Origin of the sequence: Streptococcus infantis, from assembly GCF_000963255.1 — a bacterium.
Taxonomy (GTDB): Bacteria; Bacillota; Bacilli; order Lactobacillales; family Streptococcaceae; genus Streptococcus; species Streptococcus nidrosiense.
The window spans coordinates 134,239-154,242 of record NZ_JYOV01000022.1 but is presented as its reverse complement, the minus strand read 5'-3'; the positions used below and the strand labels follow the sequence as shown (position 1 = coordinate 154,242).

Here is a 20,004-nt window from a genome sequence, read left to right as displayed (position 1 = left end):
TCAAAACGGTGTTTTGAGCAACCTGTGGCTCGCTTCCTAGTTTGCTCTTTGATTTTCATTGAGTATTAATCGATAAAAAATTATTGCTTTGCTTTAAAGTCTGGATCCTTAAGGCTTTGAACACTGGCATTGAACACTGCACCGATAATCAATATCTTGGCAATGATAATAAACCAAAACATCATGACAACAACGATGATGGAACTGAAAAATCGAACGTCGACTAGATAGTTAACATAATTGTTGAAATAAGCTGAAAAGATGTTTAATAAAGCAATCGTTGTAACTAGTACAAAGAGACTTCCAGGTATGACATAGCGAATCTTACTTACTTTAACATTTGGTAGGAAATAATAGAGCATGATTACGATTGCAAAAAGAAAGGCATAAATCAGCGGTCCTGTAAAATCTTGTAGATAAGAAAACAGAGCACTCTCGGATTTCCAGTAGTTTTTAAGAAAACCCAATAGCATATGGCCAAACATACTGAGGAATAAAGCAAGCGCAAAAAGAATTTGAAGTCCAAAGCTAACTAAGAGGCTCATCAGCTGATGTGAGATAATTCCTCTATTTTTTGCGATTCCATAGGCTTTATTAAAAGCCTTTTGAAGAAAATTCATGGATTTTGAAAATGTCCAAAGAGCTGATATCACAGCAAAACTCAATAGTCCAGCAGATGGTTGTGTCAGCACTTCACGAGCAATCTTTGCTACTACGTCATAGATTGTATCTGGTAAAAGTTCTTTTAAGGTTAGTAAAAAATTAGAGATTGGAATTTGAAAATAAGGCAAGATATTGACGGCTATCATAAGTAAAGGGAAGAGTGAAATCAACCAATAATAAGCCACAGCTACACTGGTTAATTCAATATCTGAAACATGATAGTAGTGTAAAAAAGCTTTTAATAAAGGCCTATTGGTTAGTTGTTTCCACAACTTTTTCATTGCATAATCCTCCACAATAATAACCTAATACTCAATGAAAATCAAAGAGCAAACTAGGAAACTAGCCGCAGGCTATACTTGAGTACGGCAAGGCGACGTTGACGCGGTTTGAATTTGATTTTCGAAGAGTATAAATCTTAATTTCTGCGAACTAATTCCATCATATCATAAGGTAATGTGTTGGCTGATTCTTTTAGAGAATAAGTTTCTAGGTTGTTCACATTTTGTCGCAGTTTTTTAGCATACTGGGCTGAAATGAGTTTTTGTTTCTCGTATTCAAAGATGGACTTACGTTCTAGATAGTAGCCTCTCAACATTTCGTCGATATTATTGGGTTTGATCCGATTGATAACCCGTTCCACAAAGGCACCACTGGTAATATGACTGGTTTCACGGAGACGCGATTCCTGCATGAAGCTGATCAGAGAACTCTTATAAATCCCTTTGAGGTTTTCCAAACTTTCGATGATGATTTCAGTGTTGGCTAGATAGAGCTCTGCAATCTGGTCATAATCGATGGCAAGAAGTCTTTGATTTTCCTTGTCTCTCCAAGAACGAAAGCTTTTTCCAAATGTGAGCAACTCATGAAGGAGAAAACGCACAATCCGTATAGAAACAAGGAAGTAGTAGGTTAGGCGAGAAGCAAAGTTTCGCTTAATATTTTTCTCCATGCTTTTCAAGTACCGTTGATAAACACGATAACCTCTTTCACCGATTTTGCCTTCTTCATAGGCCTGTTCCAAACCATCGTTCTCGATACTGAGAATCAAAAGTTTAAGAGCTTCCCAGTCTTCTTGGATTTCTTTGTTTTCTTGGCTGAGGATGAGATTTTCAATCCGTCCGTGATAATTATCGATAGCAGCATAGAGGGGAACCTTGTTTTTAGTATGTTCCAAATCTTTCTCTAATTCCATGGCAACATCGTTTAGGATAGCGATGTGCATGAGATGATCCTTAGATGGTTCTTGCTCTTCAGAAAGGTGTGGCAAGACCAATAATCCAGTAAGGAAACTGACCAAGGTTACACCGGCTACGAGGAAGAGAAGGAGCGGATATTCCTGCTCCAGATTAGAAGGTATCAAGAGGATGGTAGCAATAGAAACAGTTCCTTTAACTCCAGAAAATGTCAAGAGAAGCATATCTTTGACATATTTATGGAGGCTTTTTTTAAGTTTCTTTATTCGAAACGCGTAAAAGCCGTAAATCATGAGAAAGCGGATGACAAAGAGTAGGAAGGTTAAGAGGAAGATAGTGATGAGAAGGAGCACATTGTTATAAAAAGCACTCTTCAGAATTGGCTCCGCAATCATTTCCAGTTCCATTCCCAAAATAACAAAGACAGAACCATTAAGCATAAAGGTTACTGTGTGCCATACAGTCTCTGTAACAGTATCAACTTGGGCTTCAAGCAGATTTATTTTCTTGAAACGACTAGCTTTTAAAATACCAGCGACAACGACCGCAATAATTCCAGAAACATGAATCTCTTCAGCTATGAAAAAAGTCAAGAGAGGTAAACTAAGTTCCAATAAGAGCTCACTTGCGATATCTGTTGCACGGACACTGAGTAGAAAAGTATGGAGGAAGCGATTGATTAGGGCTGTTATAAAGCCGACTGCAAATCCTCCAACGATGGAAATGGCTAATGAGGTTCCGGCTTGGGTGAGCGAAAATGTTCCTGTTGTCCAAGCGATGAGAGCCATACGAAAGGCTACTAGTCCAGAAGCATCATTCAGAAGACCTTCCCCCTTTAGGATATTAGAAACCCGTTTCGGAAAGGAAAAACGTTGAGAAAGAGATGCGAAGGCGACTAGGTCAGTAGGACCTAAAGCAGCACCAACTGCTACGCAGGCGGCCAATGGAAGGCTAGCCCAAAGGACATGGGCGACTCCTCCCATGCTCAGAGCTGAGATAAAGATAACTGGAAAAATCAAAAAGAGGACAATCCGCCAGTGTTTTAGGATAGAAGTAATGTCTGCTTCTTGAGCCTCTCGGAATAGTAGCGGGCCAATGACTAAAGCTAGGAATAACTCAGTATCTAAATGATATTGGTTGTTGGGTAAACAAAGTCCAATTCCAATCCCTAACAAAATTTGAATCAGGGGCATGGGTAAAAAGGGAAGAAGTTTATTGGTCGTGCTAGAAACAATAAGAACTAGTAAAAATACTAAGAGATAAAAAAGTAAATCCATCTTCTACCTCCTTATTTTTGTTTGCGACAAGCTTCAAAAAGTTCCTTTTGTTCTTGGATTTTTTGATCAATCTTCGAGCAGTCCTTATGCTCGATTTTCTTCTGACAACGCTCCATTTCAAGTGAAATCATTTTTTTCTTGATTTTCAACATCTTCTTACTCATATGAACTTCATCTAACATACCAACTGCCCGTTCATGTTGGGTTGATTCGACAAAGTTGTGGCGAAGAGCTTCTATTTTGTCTCGTAGGTATTGTTTATCCATGTCGATACCTTTCTAATTTTTCAATCATGACTAAAAATGGTGGATTGTTGATCTGGTTGAGAGTGCGATAGATCGTAGCAGTATATTCTTGTTGTGGTAAGTGACTGACAAAATCCATGACTGCATCCCGTTCGATATCTCCGCCTTCATGCCCGTAATAAATCATAATGGCTATTCGCCCACCTTTAACGAGCATCTGACAGAGCTTTTCAAGTGCCTCGATGGTTGTTTGAGGCTTCGTAATGATAGACTTATCAGCAGAAGGAAGATAACCTAGGTTAAAGATAGCTGCTTTCACCTCTGTTACAAACTGATCTACGGTTTCATGACCTTGTAGAAGTAACTCGACATTGGTCAAACCGACTTCTTGTAGACGTTGACTTGTTTTTTCAAGAGCTTGTTCTTGTATATCAAAAGCGTAGACTTTTTTAGCTAATTTGGCAAGGAAAAGTGTATCATGTCCATTTCCCATTGTTGCATCTACAACAACATCATCTTTTGTGATGACTTGGGCAAGAAAATCATGTGCCATTTCAAGTGGTTTTTTCATTCATAAACTCCTGTTTTACAGCCTTGCATCCTTGAACACTACCTCGACGTCTCATTTCAGCCTCAATGCTATTTAGAACTTCCCATTTATTGAGACTCCACATAGGACCAATCAGCATATCTCTAGGTGCATCACCCGTAATCCGATGGATAACGATATGTTTGGGAATGATTTCTAGCTGATCACAGATGACCTTGACATATTCATCCTGACTCATAAGCTGCAAACGACCTTCATGATAATCACGTTGCATCCGAGTATTGGTCATGAGGTGAAGTAGGTGAAGTTTAATCCCTTGAATATCATTATCCGTCACACAGCGACGAACATTTTCCACCATCATGTCATGAGTTTCCCCTGGCAAGCCATTAATCAAATGGGCAACAATTTCAATCTTGGGATATTTCCTCAAGCGTTTAACTGTCTCCACATAGAGTTCATAGGAGTGAGCACGGTTAATCAATTCAGAAGTGGCTTCATATGTTGTTTGTAAGCCTAACTCTACGGTAACATGCATTCGCTCTGATAATTCTGCCAAGTATTCAATTGTTTCATCAGGAAGGCAATCTGGTCGAGTACCGATATTGATACCGACAACCCCAGGTTCGTTGATAGCTTGTTCATAGCGTTCGCGAATCACTTCAAGTTTTTCATGGGTATTGGTAAAATTTTGGAAGTAAACCAAATATTTTTTAACTTCAGGCCATTTACGATGCATAAAGTCAATTTCTTTATAGAATTGCTCACGGATAGGAGCATCAGGTGCAACGATTGCATCTCCAGAACCAGAAACCGTACAAAAAGTACAGCCCCCATGTGCTACAGTTCCATCACGGTTTGGACAGTCAAAGCCAGCATCAATAGGAACTTTAAAAGTTTTTTCTCCGAATAAATTTCGATAGTAATCATTCAAGGTATTATAGGATTTCATAGCTAATATTATATCAGAAAAGCCCTACAAACTCAAAAAAGGTCAGTAAGAGAGAGCGTGCCTAGAAAGTGAAACGAAAGAAAAAGTCAAAATTTTTTTATAAAAGCCTTTACAAAAAAATAAAAAGTGGTAGAATTAAATCATAAACAAGCGCAAACGTTTTCGTAAAACGTTTGCCGAATAAATATAAAGGAGATTTGAATGATGAAAGATACATTCAAAAATGTCTTGTCTTTCGAATTTTGGCAGAAATTCGGTAAGGCTCTAATGGTGGTTATCGCTGTTATGCCAGCGGCTGGATTGATGATTTCAATCGGTAAGTCACTTGCAATGATTGACCCAAACCTTGCTCCCCTAGTTATTACTGGTGGCGTACTAGAGCAAATTGGTTGGGGAGTTATCGGTAACCTTCATATTTTGTTTGCCCTCGCTATTGGAGGAAGTTGGGCTAAAGAACGTGCTGGTGGTGCTTTTGCGGCAGGTCTTGCATTTATCCTTATTAACCGTATCACTGGTACAATCTTCGGTGTATCAGGGGATATGTTGAAAGATCCTAACGCTATGGTTTCAACAATCTTTGGTGGATCTATCAAGGTTGCTGATTACTTCATTAGTGTACTTGAGTCACCAGCCCTTAACATGGGGGTATTTGTAGGGATTATCTCCGGTTTTGTTGGAGCGACTGCATTTAACAAATACTATAATTTCCGTAAACTTCCTGATGCCCTTTCATTCTTTAACGGGAAACGTTTTGTACCATTTGTAGTTATTCTTCGCTCAGCAATCGCTGCAATTCTTCTTTCAGCTTTCTGGCCAGTTGTTCAAACAGGTATCAACAACTTCGGTATCTGGATTGCTAATTCACAAGAAACAGCACCAGTTCTTGCACCATTCTTGTATGGTACTTTGGAACGCTTGCTCTTGCCATTTGGTCTTCACCATATGTTGACTATCCCAATGAACTATACAGCTCTTGGTGGTACTTACGATATTTTAACTGGTGCAGCAAAAGGCACTCAAGTATTTGGACAAGATCCACTTTGGCTTGCATGGGTAACAGACCTTGTAAACCTTAAAGGTACTGATGCTAGTCAATACCAAACATTGCTAGATACAGTTCATCCAGCTCGTTTCAAAGTTGGACAAATGATTGGTTCATTCGGTATTTTGATGGGTGTGGCTGCTGCTATTTACCGTAATGTTGAAGCAGACAAGAAACACCAATACAAAGGTATGATGATTGCGACAGCTCTTGCAACTTTCTTGACTGGTGTTACTGAGCCAATTGAATATATGTTCATGTTCGTTGCAACACCTCTTTACCTTGTCTACTCTGTTGTTCAAGGTGCTGCCTTTGCTATGGCTGATATTGTTCACCTTCGTGTGCACTCATTCGGTTCAATTGAGTTCTTGACTCGTACTCCACTAGCTATCAATGCTGGTCTTGGTATGGATATCATTAACTTTATCTGGGTAACAGCACTATTTGCAGTTATCATGTACTTTATCGCCAACTTCATGATTCAAAAATTCAACTATGCTACTCCAGGACGTAACGGAAACTACGAAACTGCTGAAGGTTCATCAGAATCTGCTGCTTCTGGTGAGTCAAAAGTTGCAGAAGCTTCTCAAGCTGTTAACATCATTAACCTTCTTGGTGGACGTGCTAACATCGTTGATGTGGACGCATGTATGACTCGCCTTCGTGTTACTGTAAAAGACGCTGAAAAAGTTGGAACAGAGGAACAATGGAAAGCTGAAGGAGCTATGGGACTTGTCATGAAAGGACAAGGTGTCCAAGCTATCTACGGACCTAAAGCTGACGTTTTGAAATCAGATATCCAAGACCTTCTTGACTCAGGTGAAGTGATTCCTGAAACTCTTCCAAGTCAAATGGCAGCAGCTCAACAAGATGCTGTTGTATACAAAGGTGTGACTGAAGAAGTATACTCAGTTGCTGACGGTCAAGTGATTGAATTGGATCAAGTTAAGGATCCTGTATTCGCACAAAAAATGATGGGTGATGGATTTGCAGTGGAACCAGCAAACGGAAACATTGTATCTCCAGTATCAGGTACTGTATCAAGCATCTTCCCAACTAAACACGCTCTTGGTCTTGTGACTGAAGCAGGCCTTGAAGTACTTGTTCACATTGGTTTAGACACAGTCAGTCTTGAAGGTAAACCATTTACAGTTCGTGTTACTGAAGGACAACAGGTTGCAGCTGGTGATCTTCTTGTCACAGCTGACTTGGGTGCTATCCGTGAAGCTGGTCGTGAAACCACAACTGTAGTTGTCTTCACAAATGGTGATGCGATCAAATCAGTTAAATTAGAACAAACAGGTTCTCTTGCTGCTAAAACAGCAGTTGCAAAAGTAGAATTGTAATATTTAGGAGGTTGGAAGCTGTTTCCAACCTCTTGTTTAATAGGAGAAAAGCATGAAGTTTTTAACACTCAATACCCATAGTTGGATGGAAAAAGATCCTGAACAAAAGTTTCAACTTTTACTTCAAGATATACTTGAAAATGGTTATGATTTGATTTGTTTTCAAGAAATTAACCAGGAAATTACTTCAGCGCAAGTAGAAGCTGGTGTACTTTATCAGCCATTACCATCTGCTGAGCCGATTCATCAAGACCACTATGTGCGACTTTTGGTAGAGAAGTTGGCTGAGCAAGGTCAAAACTATTATTGGACTTGGGCCTATAACCATATCGGTTATGATCGTTACCATGAAGGTGTTGCAATTCTATCTAAAACACCAATTGAAGCGCGTGAAATTTTGGTTTCAGATGTAGATGATCCGACAGATTACCACACTCGTCGAGTTGCTCTAGCAGAGACAGTAGTTGAAGGTAAAGAACTTGCAGTTGCGAGTGTCCATCTCTCTTGGTGGGATAAAGGCTTCCAAGAGGAATGGGCGCGCTTTGAAGCAGTTCTGAAAGAATTGAACAAGCCACTCTTGCTAGCAGGTGATTTTAATAATCCTGCAGGCCAAGAGGGTTACCAAGCTATTTTAGCTAGTCCACTAAACTTACAAGATGCATTTGAAGTTGCAAAAGAAAGAAGTGGTAGTTACACTGTTCCGCCTGAAATTGATGGTTGGAAGGGGAACAGCGAACCTCTTCGAATTGATTATATCTTTACAACAGAGGATGTGCAGGTAGAAAAACTTCACGTAGTCTTTGATGGTAAAAACAGTCCACAAGTTAGTGATCATTACGGTCTACAAGCAACACTATCTTGGAAAGACTAAATCAGGTATTTTAGTAAAAACAATCAAGCCCCCTTCTACAAACAGAAGGGGGAATTTAATTTAAAGAGTTAATATAGTTAAAGTTTTTTATTGAATAACTTGTAAAAAAAGATAAAATCCTTTAAAATAAAAAGTGTTGGAGGAATTTATGATTGTAAATCAAATAAAGCGTATGATCCCGACGCTAAAGGTAAATAATAGAAATTTAAATGAGTTGTTTTATATTGAGACTTTGGGGATGAAACCCTTGCTTGAAGAGTCTGCATTCCTATCACTTGGAGACCAGTCAGGCATTGAAAAGTTAGTTTTAGAAGAGTCACCAAGTATGAGGAGCCGTAAGGTTGAAGGGATTAAAAAATTAGCTAGGTTACTTGTAAAGGTAGAGAAGCCATCTGAGATTGAAGCGCTACTAGCTAGAATGGAAAAAATCCCTCAACTCTATAAGGGAGCTAAGGGATATGCTTTTGAGGTTCTTTCTCCAGAAGGGGATTGTATTCTTATTCATGCCGAAGATGATATCAAGGATTTGAAAAAAGTTGAGGAAGAAGTCACTTTTTCAAAAGATGAGAAACTGAGATATTTGACAGCCTTTGAAATCTCGGTGGAAATTAACTTACCAGATGAGACATCAAGCCTACTTGATAAAAAAGAAATCGAAAATCGACTAGCTTTTAATCAAGCTCAAGGGAGCGATTTACTGGTTGAAAATAATATAACATGGGACTTGTCCATGTTAAAATTTCAAGTAGAGAATTTGGATTTGCCTGTATTGCGTCAGAGATTTGAAGAAGTTGGTTACTTTATTCCAAAATCTGAGAAGTTTTTCCTAACTAAGGATACCAACAATATTGAATTGTGGTTTGAAGCAGTATGAAACAAAAAATCATTCAAAAAATAGAGCAACAAATTGAGGCAGGGATTTATCCTGGTGCCTCTTTTGCGTATTATCAGGATGGCGTTTGGTCTGACTGGTATCTAGGAGAAGCAAATCCAGAAACTGGTGAGCAGACTCGTGAGGGCTTGGTCTATGATTTGGCAAGTGTGAGCAAGGTCGTTGGAGTAGGAACGGTCTTAACCTTTTTGTGGAAGGAAGGTAAGATTGAGCTTGATAACTCCATAAGAGACTATCTTCCAGAAGTGGATTACCCAGACATCACCATTCGACAACTCCTAACGCATGCAACGGATTTAGATCCTTTTATTCCTAATAGAGATCAGCTTTCAGCAGATCAGTTAAGAGAAGCTATGTTTCATCTGAATCGCCGAGAGAAGAGAGCCTTTCTATACTCAGATGTGCACTTTCTCTTACTAGGTTTTCTTTTAGAATCTTATTTTGAAAAGGACTTGGATCAGATTTTACAGGAGCAAGTTTTGGATCCATGGAAGATGGGAGAAACTCGATTTGGACCAGTTCCCAGTGCTGTTCCAACGATTCGTGGACAGAAAGCAGGAGTCGTTCATGATCCCAAGGCTCGTTTGCTTGGGAAACATGCAGGTAGTGCAGGTTTGTTTTCAACAGTTCATGATTTGAAGATCTTTTTGGAGCACTATTTAAAAGATTCATTTGCAGAAGAGTTAACACAGAATTTTTCAGACCTAGATGATAGAGAACGCTCATTGGCCTGGAATCTTGAAGGTGACTGGCTGGACCATACAGGCTATACTGGGACCTTTATCATGTGGAATCGTAAGAAGCAAGAGGCGGCAATTTTTCTATCTAACCGAACCTATGAAAAAGATGAGCGTGCTCAGTGGATATTAGATCGTAATCAGGTCATGGACTTGATTCGAGATAGAGACTAGGGGGAAGTATGTCAAAAGCTTTAAAAGGAACTCTTTTTACAGTGATTGCAGGTATTGCCTGGGGCTTGTCTGGCACCAGTGGTCAGTACTTGATGGCTCATGGGATTTCTGCTCTTGTCCTGACCAAATATCCGTTTGATAATTGCTGGATTACTCTTGCTTCTTCTGGACTATACTAAATCGAGGGATAAATTTATGGCCTTTCTGAAGGATAAATCAAGTCTGTTTTCTCTCTTGTTATTTTCTTTATTTGGTCTTTTTCTGAATCAATTAGCTTATCTATCGGCTATTCAGGAGACAAATGCTGGGACAGCGACAGTCCTCCAGTATGTCTGTCCAGTTGGAATTCTTGCTTACACTTGTATCAAGGATAAGGTTACTCCGACGCTTTCGGAAATCATCTCTATGTTTTTAGCTATAGGTGGTACCTTTCTCATCGCGACTCATGGACAGTTGGATCAGCTTTCTATGACACCAGCGGGTCTCTTCTGTGGCTTGTTCTCAGCCCTGACCTATGCTCTTTATATCATTTTACCCATAAAATTGATTCAAAAATGGGGGAGCATGTTGGTTATTGGTGTTGGAATGACCATCTCAGGTATACTAGCAGTACCTTTTACGGGGATTATTGGAGCTAGTATTCCCTTTTCTTTTGATATCTTTCTTGCATTTGCAGGAATCATCCTTATCGGAACGGTCTTTGCCTATACAGCCTTTCTTAAGGGAGCTAGTATGATTGGCCCAGTCAAGTCTAGCCTCTTGGCCTCTATTGAGCCTATTTCAGCAGTTTTTTTTGCCTTCATGATTATGGGAGATATTTTCTATCCTATAGACTTTATTGGAATGGCTATGATTTTATTAGCTGTAACCATTATTTCATTAAAGGATTTAATGCTAGAAAAGAAACAGCACTCAGTGTAATTTACTAGAACAGTCTTTTTACAAGGACTGTTTTTTGTGTTTACATCGCTCTAAGTCTTTAAGCCCCTTAAAATGGTTTGATATTTTTATCGTGACTGTTTTAATGTTTGGAGAGTTTATCATTCGTTCTACCCAACAATTTATGGCAAGTTTATCATCTTCAACTCTTACTAACTTTGCTGAAACTAGGACAAATGTAGTAGTGATAGGGCAGCTTATTCTAGTAATTTTACTTTTCAATTGATGATGTTAGGGATTACTTTCCTTTATCTCTTGATTCGAAATTATGATTTTAAACAAGACCTATACGCTGGAGCTGGTCTGTTTTAATTTGGGTACCCCTTATCTTTGCTGTAGTTGGGATATTTGGTGATATTGCAACAACCCTTAGTGGTGAGTACAATGATTTAAACCTCAGTTGATCCCTTTTATTGATCCCATGAAATCATTCGAAAATTTATGGTTTTGACGCCAATGGCCATTGGTTATGCTCTTCTAAATGGTTTTTATGAAGAATTTTTCTTCTTGGGATTGCTGACTTCAGTAAAAGAAAAGCATCAGTAGCTGGTTCTAGTATATTCTGTAATTATACGAATTTCTTTCCATACCTATCAAGGCTTACTCTGGGCCTTGGTTATTGAGCTTGTTTATGGTCTCTTTTATTATTTCTTGTACAAGTATGTGGTCAAGAATTTACTCCCATTCTTTATCATGCATGCTCTTGCAGATATGTTTGGTTCAAGTCTCTTGTATTTCTTAATTGCTTGGGGAAATTAGGAATTTAGGACAGGAAATTGAGAAATCAAATTTTTTGACAACAGTCCAATGAGTCACTGTATCAAAGTCTTCTTGTGAATAAAAATTGAGGTCGGGATTTTGGTCCCGACCTCTTGTTGATTCTATATGGATTAGTCTTTGTTTTCGTATGGCAAGATCAAGTTTAGGATGATACCTGTCATAGCTGATAGGGCAGTACCTGAAAGGGTAACTGGACCAAGTTTAAGGATTGCTCCACCAAGTCCAAGCACCAACATAGCACTAGCGATGATAAGGTTACGCATTTGTCCGAAGTCAACACGCTCTTTGATCAAGACTTTCAAACCGTTACTTGCGATAACCCCGTAAAGAAGGATAGACATACCACCGAGTACAGCATTTGGAATTGTTGAAATCAAAGCAGTAAATTTACCAAGGAAGCTAAGGGCAATTGCAATAAAGGCAGCATTACGGATAACTGAGACAGAAGCGATACGAGTCATACCGATAACCCCTGTATTTTCTCCGTAAGTTGTATTGGCTGGTCCACCAAGGAAGGCAGAAACAGAAGTTGCGATACCGTCACCAAGAAGAGTACGGTGAAGACCTGGTTCTTTCAAGAATTGGCGTCCACAGATTTGACCTAGAACAGTGTGGTCTCCGATATGTTCTGAAATGGTTACGATTGCGATTGGTAAGATGGCAATTGTTTCAGGACCGAAGTAAAGGTCGTATTGTTTGAAGGCACCACCTGTATTGAACGGTAGATAGAAACCAGGGATTTCAAACCAGTTTGCTTCAAGAACAGGAGTGAAATCAACCAATCCGAGAGCTAGGGCAAAGAGGTAACCACCGATAATGGCAAATAGGAATGGGATGATTCGTAGGAAGCCTTTTCCTTTTGTATTGATAAAGGCAGCAATCAAGAAAGTAACAACGGCTACAAGAGCGTTTTTCCAATTTCCGTCCGCTACAAGACCAGCGTTGGTAACAGCTGAACTAGCAAGTCCAAGACCGATAACGATAATCATAGGACCGATAATGATTGGAGGTAAGAGTTTGTCGATCCACTTTGTACCTGCAAAGCGAACACTTGCAGCAACAAGGACATAGACAAAACCTGTAAGAATAACCCCAGTTTGAGCGGCAGATACATCGCCACCCATTTCTTTCATAGCAAGTGACATGGCTGTGATAAAGGCGAAAGAAGAACCCAGATAAACTGGAACTTTAAAGCCAGTACAAACCATGTAAATGAGTGTTCCTACACCTGATGCAAAAAGTGCAACAGATACAGGCATTCCCAAGATTAAAGGTACCAAGATAGTAGCACCAAACATGGCGAATACGTGCTGGAAGCTAAGAAGAATTCCCTTTCCAGCTGAAGGACGTTGGTCAACGTCTAAAAGCAAATCAACAGTTGATTCCTGTTTCATATTAACCTCACTTTTGGGCATCAAAAAAGAGCCCATTATTTTATAGCAATAGGCTCCCAGAGTAAGACCTCTCTAAAACAAGACTCCTTCATCAAGTTTTAAAGAGTTTTATATAGATCTGCGCCTTCGTCACCTCACGGGATGACATTAAAAACCTTTGCTTAGGATAGTATAGCAGAAAAAAATGATTTTGTAAATCATTTTTTCCTGAGCCTTGAAATGAGATAGCGAGGTATGATTTTGTAAATCATTTTTTCCTGAACCTTGAAATGGGAAAGCGAGGTATGATTTTGTAAATCATTTTTTCCTGAGCCTTGAAATGGGAAAGCGAGGTATGATTTTGTAAATCATTTTTTCCTGAGCCTTGAAATGGGAAAGCGAGGTATGATTTTGTAAATCATTTTTTCCCGAGCCTTGAAATGAGAGAGCGAGGTATGAGTTTGCAGATTTTTTAATCTTTCTAAAGCGGACGTTTGTTAGGCATGCCAGCCTTACGTGGATATTTGTTTGGAGTTTCCTTTTTCTTCTCAACAATAGTAATGTAGCGAGGGTCTCCGTTAGGAAGAGTGTAACTGAGGTTTTCTTCAACCTTACTAAAGAGAAGATTGAGGGCATTTTTAGCTTCAGTTAACTCCTCAGGTGCATTGCTAGCCTTTAGTGCAAGCAATTTTCCACCAACTTTTAAGTAGGGGATAGTCAACTCGGACAAGACCTGCATACGGGCAACTGCACGAGCTGTAACGATATCAAACTGAGCACGGAAGTTCTTATCTTGGGCGAAGTCTTCGGCACGTCCATGATAGAAGTGAACATTTTCTAAACCTAGTTCTTGGGCTAATAGATTCAAAAAGTTGATACGTTTATTTAGAGAATCAATAATAGTAACCTCTAGTTGAGGATAGAGAATTTTCATGGGAAGGCTAGGAAAACCTGCTCCAGCACCGATATCTAAGAGTTTAATGGGCTGGTTTTCAATCAATCCCTGTAAAATAGGAGCGATGGAATCATAGAAGTGTTTGAGATAGACTTCTTCTTTTTCTGTAATAGCAGTCAGGTTGATTTTTTCGTTCCACTCGACTAAGAGTTCAAAATAACGCTCAAATTGAACTTTTTGCTGGTCAGAAAGATGGATATTTTGTTCAGCTAGCAGTTGATAAAATGTTTCTGGTTTCATAGTAGTTTCCTTCTTTAGTATCATCTTATTTTACCACAAAAAGATGGAAATTTGATATACTGGTACTAATCTAAAAGAAGAAAGGTATTATATGATGACTTGGATTATTCTTGGAGTTCTTGCTCTTATTGTTATTTTCGTAATTGTTAGTTATAACGGTTTAGTTAAAAATCGTATGCAAACTAAGGAGGCATGGAGTCAGATTGATGTTCAGTTGAAACGTCGTAACGATCTCTTGCCAAACTTGATTGAGACCGTGAAGGGATATGCAAAGTATGAAGGTTCAACGCTTGAAAAAGTTGCAGAACTTCGTAATCAAGTAGCTGCTGCAACTTCACCAGCAGAAGCTATGAAGGCTAGTGATGCCCTTTCACGCCAGGTTTCAGGAATTTTTGCCGTTGCAGAAAATTATCCAGATCTAAAAGCGAGTGGCAACTTTGCACAATTGCAAGAAGAGCTGACCAATACTGAAAATAAAATTTCTTACTCTCGCCAACTCTACAATAGTGTTGTTAGCAACTATAATGTTAAATTGGAGACTTTCCCAAGCAACCTAGTTGCAGGACTTTTTGGTTTTAAAGTGGCTGATTTCCTTCAAACTCCTGAAGAGGAAAAGGCAGTACCTAAAGTCGATTTTAGTGGTTTAGGTGACTAGGATGTTGTATGATCAAATCGCGAGTAATAAGCGAAGAACTTGGATTTTACTACTAGTATTCTTTTTACTTTTGGCTTTGGTTGGATATGCAGTTGGTTACCTCTTTATGCGGTCTGGTCTTGGTGGCTTAGTTATCGCTCTGATTATCGGCTTTATCTATGCCTTGTCCATGATTTTTCAATCAACAGAGATAGTCATGAGCATGAATGGTGCGCGTGAGGTGAATGAGCAGACCGCACCAACTCTTTATCATGTTGTTGAAGATATGGCTATGGTGGCGCAAATTCCTATGCCACGTGTCTTCATCATCGATGATGCCAGCTTAAATGCCTTTGCAACAGGCTCAAATCCTCAAAATGCAGCTGTAGCCGCAACTTCGGGACTCTTAGCGGTTATGAATCGTGAAGAGTTAGAAGCGGTTATAGGCCATGAAGTCAGTCACATTCGTAACTATGATATTCGGATTTCTACTATTGCGGTTGCCCTTGCCAGTGCCATTACACTTTTATCAAGTATGGCTGGACGCATGATGTGGTGGGGTGGTGCAGGCCGTGGTCGTAGAAGTGATGACCGTGATAGTGGTGGACTTGAAATTATTATGCTAGTTGTTTCCCTCCTAGCAATTGTTTTGGCTCCCCTAGCAGCAACTTTGGTACAACTAGCCATCTCTCGTCAACGAGAATTTTTAGCAGATGCTTCAAGTGTGGAGTTGACTCGTAATCCTCAAGGGATGATTAATGCTCTGCGTAAGTTGGACAATAGTAAACCAATGAACCGTCATGTAGATGATGCTAGCAGTGCACTTTACATCAATGATCCTCAAAAGCGAGGTGGTTTGCAAAAACTCTTCTATACTCATCCGCCAATCTCAGAACGGATTGAGCGTTTACAACATATGTAAAAGAATCCAGAGATTTTCCTCTGGATTTTTGAGATTTTCTACATTTATAAATCTTGTAAATCAACGACTTCCAAACCATGTTCTGTCAAACGATAGATATTCGTACAGACTTCTTTTAAGAAACGTCGATCATGCGAAACAGTAACCAGACCACCGGGATAATTGGCAAAGAGTTTTCTGATTTCTGGTTGAGAAGTTGGAGAAAAATTTCGTGTGGGTTCATCCAGAAGGAGAAAGTTTGGTTTTCGCAGAACTAAATTCAAAAGAAGGAGTTTACCTTGTTGACCACCAGATAAGGAGCGGATATGGTGATGCATCTCTGGATAGCTGAAGTTGAGACTAGCTAAGTGAGATTGGATTTTCTGTAATTCCTCTTTGTGTCCAGTTTGGCTAAGAAATTCTACTGGAGATAGATCCAAATTCAATGTTTCTTGGTAATCTTGTGGCATAAATCCAAGCGAAATCTCTCTTTTGTCGCTTAGTACTTGCTGCAACTTGGCTAACAGAGTGGATTTGCCAACGCCATTGGGACCGATAATGCCGATTTTTTCTTGACCACGGACAGTTAGTTGTAACTCCTGAGCCAAAACACGCTCACCAATGGACAAATTTTCCTTTTCCAGTCGAACCAAGACTTTTGAAGCAGCTAATGGCTCTATATCTGAAAAGAAGAGTTGGATTTGTTCCTCTTCAAGTGGCTTTTGGGTCATGGACTGAGCTGCTTTTTCGTAGCGTTTTTCTTGAGAGAGAACATTTTTCATCTTTTTAGCCAATAGGCGACCTGCAGTACTGTCTTTGGTAGCTCGAAGTGCATTTTCTACATTTTGCTTAGCTCGGCGATGTTTTTCCATGGTTTTGTCATAGGCTCTCTGATCGTTAGCAGCTTGATGGCTTTGTCTGGCAAAGTTAGCCTTTCTCTGTTCACTATAGCAATCATAGTCTAAGTGCTCGACTAGGGTTTCAGCTTCCTTTCGATGCTTGACTAGTCGCAAGTGGATAATGGTGTCTGCAGTTTGAGAGAGGAAGTCTTCATCATGAGAAATGAAAATAACGGTCTGCCTGATCTTCTGAATCTTACTTTTTAGCCAATCAACTGTCTCAAGGTCCAGGTCATTTGAAGGTTCATCTAAAAATAGAATCTCAAAGGGTTTGGATAATTCATGGATAAGCTGAATTTTCAAAGCTTCGCCACCCGAGAGGCTACCAATCTCTTGGTCACTAGCAAAACGACTGCTATCAAAGTGCAATTCCTCAGCTAAACGGTAGAGAATGCTGAAGTCCAAATCAGCAGACTCTAAAAAGAAGTAGTCCTGTAGAGATTTTTTCTTCAATTCTTCAGGGAGATGTTGGGGAATGTAGGCCAAGGACTGAAGGTCAGATTGAATGTCGCCCCTGATAGTGAAATCCTCTAATCTTTCTCCCATTAAAGTTTTAAGTAAGGTTGATTTTCCATTTCCTTCTTCGCCGATAATAGCGACCTTGTCTCCGTCTTGGATAGTAATATTTAAATCGAAAATAAGGTCTCGTAGGTCTTTGTTTTGAGTGATGGTTAGCTGGTTGATTTTTATCATCATGTTTCCCTTTCTAAATTTGGATAATACATAATAAAAGCTCTACTTTACCTAGTAGAGCCAATTGTCTATGTCAAAAAATCCTCTTTTAAAAGGGCTGCAAAAAGCAGCAGAAAAAAGAGCACACAAAAAGAGACAGAAACAAGATCTACTAAATAAAGGTTCTTTATTTGATAGACTTAGTTGTTCATGTCTCCCTTACCTCCGAAAATTATTATGTTTATTTTATACCTTTTAGAACACTTTGTCAAAAGAAATGAGAAATTCAAATCTTTCTAGAAACCAAAAACAGGTCCATAGAGAGTCAGTACGTGTTTGACTTGATCGTAGTGGAACTTGTCATAGTTTCGCCAAGCTGTGCGAGCTTCTTCATTGAGTTTAAGGGTGCCAAGTCCAATCAAGAGACTGGTATGTTGGTAAAATTTCTCAAGATCAACTAAGATAGAGTTATCTAGTTTCTCTGTCTTTTTAAGTTGTTTGAGTAGCTCGTCAATATTTTGTTGCAAGCGTATATCATCAGGAAATCCTTGTTTGCAAGTTTGGTAAGCTTTATTTAACTCGGAAATGAGTTGATGTGCTTTTAAGATTAGTTCTTTGTCTTCCATATGAGCGTCCTCCTTTGCTCATGTATTGATGTCTATAGTATAGCACCAAAAACAAAAAATGTCATAGTAAATATATCAAAAAATCAATCATATAAAACAAAAAGGATTTAGCTCTATCAATAACAGAACTAAACCCTTAGAAGCAATAGATTTTTAAGGTTTTGAACTTCGATTGTTAATCAGCAATCAGTTTTTCTAATTTCCAGATGCTGAACCAAAATGAAATGGTAAGGAGTATTAGGAAAATAAGGAAAGTGGTGCCATCGACCAAACTATTATTCATGCCACACAATCCTTTCGCTAGATAGGGAACTAGGGGGGATAAGATACACTGTATAAGGGTGACTGTTTTCTATTTAATGACTGTTAATCATACTGCAGAGCTGGCTACAGTATACTCCTTTCTACTTTATCTTTCCTGTCTTCATTATTGTCTTTTGAATATCGGAATTCAATTATTTATAGCTAAAAGTAGAGTTAGGAAGTTCATATTCCTACTAGTTCTCCGAATCATTTTTAAATTTTCTGTCTGCCAATTTTGTTTCTATTATAGTTTCTATTATATAAGAACACCGACATTCGGAATGGAAAACTCTGACTTTTAAATTCAAAGTTTGGAAGGCTTACTTCTAGCATTTTCATGGTATAATCAAGATAGTAAATCTTTATGGAGGAAGTATGAAATTAAATATTCAAGAAATTCGTAAGTTGCCGGAAGGCTTGCACTTTGAGCAAACTTTAGACTTAGCAGCTGACTTGCGTGCCCGTAATCAAGAAATTTTAGATGTAAAAGATATTGTCGTTATTGGAAAAGTTCAGTACGAAGACCTTATGTTTTTCCTAGACTATCAATTGTCTTATACAATCGTTTTAGCCTCTAGCCGTAGCATGGAACCTGTAGAATTAAAAGAGTCTTATCCAGTAACGGAAGTCTTTATGGAAGGTGCTACCAATCAACTGGATCAAGAAGTTCTAGATGATGACTTGGTTTTACCGATTGAAAATGGGGAAATCGACCTGGCTGAAAGTGTCTCAGATAATATCTTGCTCAATATTCCTATCAAAGTCCTAACAGCTGAGGAAGAAGCTGGTCAGGGATTTGTTTCTGGAAATGACTGGCAAATCATGTCTGAGGAAGAGTATCAAGCCCAACAGGCAGTCAAGAAAGAAGAAAATAGTCCTTTTGCAGGTTTGCAAGGACTGTTTGATGGAGACGAATAGATGGTTTTATCCAAGAAACGTGCCCGTCATGTCATTGAGGAAATCATTGCTCTTTTTCCAAATGCAAAACCAAGTCTAGATTTTCGTAATCATTTTGAACTTCTGGTTGCTGTTATGCTGTCTGCTCAGACGACAGATGCGGCAGTCAACAAGGCTACTCCTGGCCTTTTTGCAGCTTTTCCAACCCCACAAACCATGGCAGATGCAAGTGAGAGTGAGATTGCCTCGTATATTTCTCGCCTAGGCCTTTATCGCAATAAGGCTAAATTTCTCAAAAAATGTGCCCAGCAACTACTGGATGATTTTGATGGTCAAGTCCCTCAGACTAGAGAAGAATTAGAGAGTTTAGCAGGAGTTGGTCGTAAAACAGCTAACGTAGTTTTGAGCGTGGGATTCGGTATTCCGGCCTTTGCAGTTGATACTCACGTAGAGCGAATCTGTAAACACCACGATATTGTAAAAAAATCAGCTACACCCCTTGAGGTCGAAAAACGTGTTATGGATGTCTTGCCACCAGAAGAATGGTTGGCAGCCCATCAGGCTATGATTTACTTTGGTCGTGCTATCTGTCATCCGAAAAATCCAGAATGCAATCACTATCCACAGTTATACGATTTTAGTTCATTATAAAATTGATTTCTTGTGTTTTTTCTTGCATCGATTACTACTTTGTGATATAGTAGTAGCAATCAAATATTCCTTTAATCCTGTCCCGTGAGGCAGGCAAGGAGCTCGATTAAGTAGAAGGGTAAGTCTATACTGTTTACAGTAAGGCTCGCTTAGTTATACATTCTCAAGTCTCCTTGAAAAAGGAGACTT

Annotated in this window: 17 protein-coding genes and 2 pseudogenes; 10 read left to right on the top strand and 9 right to left on the bottom strand. The window is 39.1% G+C overall.

The genetic code is table 11. From position 1 onward, the window contains the following. Positions 1 to 80: 80 nt before the first annotated feature. The 5 genes from TZ96_RS09235 to TZ96_RS09215 form a co-directional block, all read right to left on the bottom strand. Complete coding sequence (locus tag TZ96_RS09235; protein ID WP_045763824.1) at positions 81 to 944, bottom strand: YihY/virulence factor BrkB family protein; 864 nt, start codon at positions 942 to 944, stop codon at positions 81 to 83. Positions 945 to 1,081: 137 nt separating this feature from the next. Further along, positions 1,082 to 3,136 carry a cation:proton antiporter gene (locus TZ96_RS09230; RefSeq protein WP_045763823.1) on the bottom strand — a complete coding sequence of 685 codons (2,055 nt, stop codon included), beginning with the start codon at positions 3,134 to 3,136 and terminating at the stop codon, positions 1,082 to 1,084. A gap of 11 nt (positions 3,137 to 3,147) precedes the next feature. Beyond that, a complete protein-coding gene (locus TZ96_RS09225; protein WP_045763822.1) occupies positions 3,148 to 3,402 on the bottom strand; it encodes a hypothetical protein in 255 nt (84 codons plus the stop codon). Next, on the bottom strand, positions 3,395 to 3,952 hold the full coding sequence (locus tag TZ96_RS09220; protein ID WP_045763821.1) for a tRNA (mnm(5)s(2)U34)-methyltransferase: 558 nt from the start codon (positions 3,950 to 3,952) through the stop codon (positions 3,395 to 3,397). The genes TZ96_RS09225 and TZ96_RS09220 overlap by 8 nt, the downstream gene beginning before the upstream one ends. Beyond that, positions 3,936 to 4,883 (bottom strand): TIGR01212 family radical SAM protein, encoded by a 948-nt coding sequence (locus TZ96_RS09215; protein WP_045763820.1) that lies wholly within the window; start codon positions 4,881 to 4,883, stop codon positions 3,936 to 3,938. The genes TZ96_RS09220 and TZ96_RS09215 overlap by 17 nt, the downstream gene beginning before the upstream one ends. A 201-nt stretch (positions 4,884 to 5,084) precedes the next feature. On the opposite strand from TZ96_RS09215, the gene TZ96_RS09210 reads away from it, so the two are divergent. The 6 genes and pseudogenes from TZ96_RS09210 (at position 5,085) to TZ96_RS11025 (ending at position 11,643) form a co-directional block, all read left to right on the top strand. Then, a complete protein-coding gene (locus TZ96_RS09210; RefSeq protein ID WP_142322047.1) occupies positions 5,085 to 7,271 on the top strand; it encodes a PTS transporter subunit IIBC in 2,187 nt (728 codons plus the stop codon). A gap of 52 nt (positions 7,272 to 7,323) precedes the next feature. Then, a complete protein-coding gene (locus TZ96_RS09205) occupies positions 7,324 to 8,142 on the top strand; it encodes an endonuclease/exonuclease/phosphatase family protein (protein ID WP_045763819.1) in 819 nt (272 codons plus the stop codon). A gap of 148 nt (positions 8,143 to 8,290) precedes the next feature. Further along, the gene (locus TZ96_RS09200; protein WP_045763818.1) at positions 8,291 to 9,016 is read left to right on the top strand and encodes a CppA N-terminal domain-containing protein; all 726 of its coding nucleotides are present in this window, start codon (positions 8,291 to 8,293) and stop codon (positions 9,014 to 9,016) included. Continuing rightward, positions 9,013 to 9,945, top strand: coding sequence for a serine hydrolase domain-containing protein (locus TZ96_RS09195; RefSeq protein WP_045763817.1), 933 nt, complete (start codon positions 9,013 to 9,015; stop codon positions 9,943 to 9,945). The genes TZ96_RS09200 and TZ96_RS09195 overlap by 4 nt, the downstream gene beginning before the upstream one ends. An 8-nt stretch (positions 9,946 to 9,953) precedes the next feature. Further along, positions 9,954 to 10,866 (top strand): annotated as a pseudogene (locus TZ96_RS09190) (DMT family transporter). A 34-nt stretch (positions 10,867 to 10,900) separates the two neighbouring features. Then, positions 10,901 to 11,643, top strand: a pseudogene (locus TZ96_RS11025) (CPBP family intramembrane glutamic endopeptidase). A 131-nt stretch (positions 11,644 to 11,774) separates the two neighbouring features. On the opposite strand, the gene TZ96_RS09180 reads toward TZ96_RS11025, so the two are convergent. Together TZ96_RS09180 and rsmG are read right to left on the bottom strand one after the other, a co-directional pair. Next, positions 11,775 to 13,058, bottom strand: coding sequence for a uracil-xanthine permease family protein (locus TZ96_RS09180; RefSeq protein WP_045763816.1), 1,284 nt, complete (start codon positions 13,056 to 13,058; stop codon positions 11,775 to 11,777). A gap of 460 nt (positions 13,059 to 13,518) precedes the next feature. Continuing rightward, positions 13,519 to 14,232: a 16S rRNA (guanine(527)-N(7))-methyltransferase RsmG gene (rsmG, locus tag TZ96_RS09175; protein WP_045763815.1), complete on the bottom strand. Its 714-nt coding sequence runs from the start codon at positions 14,230 to 14,232 to the stop codon at positions 13,519 to 13,521. 94 nt (positions 14,233 to 14,326) lie between these two features. On the opposite strand from rsmG, the gene TZ96_RS09170 reads away from it, so the two are divergent. Both TZ96_RS09170 and htpX read left to right on the top strand, forming a co-directional pair. Continuing rightward, entirely contained in the window at positions 14,327 to 14,887 is a 561-nt protein-coding gene (locus TZ96_RS09170; protein ID WP_045763814.1) for a LemA family protein, read from the top strand. 1 nt (position 14,888) lies between these two features. Then, positions 14,889 to 15,788, top strand: coding sequence for a zinc metalloprotease HtpX (gene htpX / locus TZ96_RS09165; protein WP_045763813.1), 900 nt, complete (start codon positions 14,889 to 14,891; stop codon positions 15,786 to 15,788). 44 nt (positions 15,789 to 15,832) lie between these two features. Here htpX and TZ96_RS09160 read toward each other — a convergent pair whose 3' ends face one another. Both TZ96_RS09160 and TZ96_RS09155 read right to left on the bottom strand, forming a co-directional pair. Next, a complete protein-coding gene (locus tag TZ96_RS09160) occupies positions 15,833 to 17,359 on the bottom strand; it encodes an ATP-binding cassette domain-containing protein (RefSeq protein WP_045763812.1) in 1,527 nt (508 codons plus the stop codon). A gap of 275 nt (positions 17,360 to 17,634) precedes the next feature. Further along, positions 17,635 to 17,964, bottom strand: a complete 330-nt coding sequence (locus TZ96_RS09155) for a helicase BlpT (RefSeq protein WP_045763811.1) — start codon at positions 17,962 to 17,964, stop codon at positions 17,635 to 17,637. A 678-nt stretch (positions 17,965 to 18,642) separates the two neighbouring features. Between TZ96_RS09155 and TZ96_RS09150 the strand changes: the two genes are divergently transcribed. Together TZ96_RS09150 and nth are read left to right on the top strand one after the other, a co-directional pair. After that, positions 18,643 to 19,185: a YceD family protein gene (locus TZ96_RS09150; RefSeq protein ID WP_045763810.1), complete on the top strand. Its 543-nt coding sequence runs from the start codon at positions 18,643 to 18,645 to the stop codon at positions 19,183 to 19,185. Then, positions 19,186 to 19,815 (top strand): endonuclease III, encoded by a 630-nt coding sequence (gene nth, locus TZ96_RS09145; protein WP_045763809.1) that lies wholly within the window; start codon positions 19,186 to 19,188, stop codon positions 19,813 to 19,815. Positions 19,816 to 20,004: the final 189 nt, after the last annotated feature.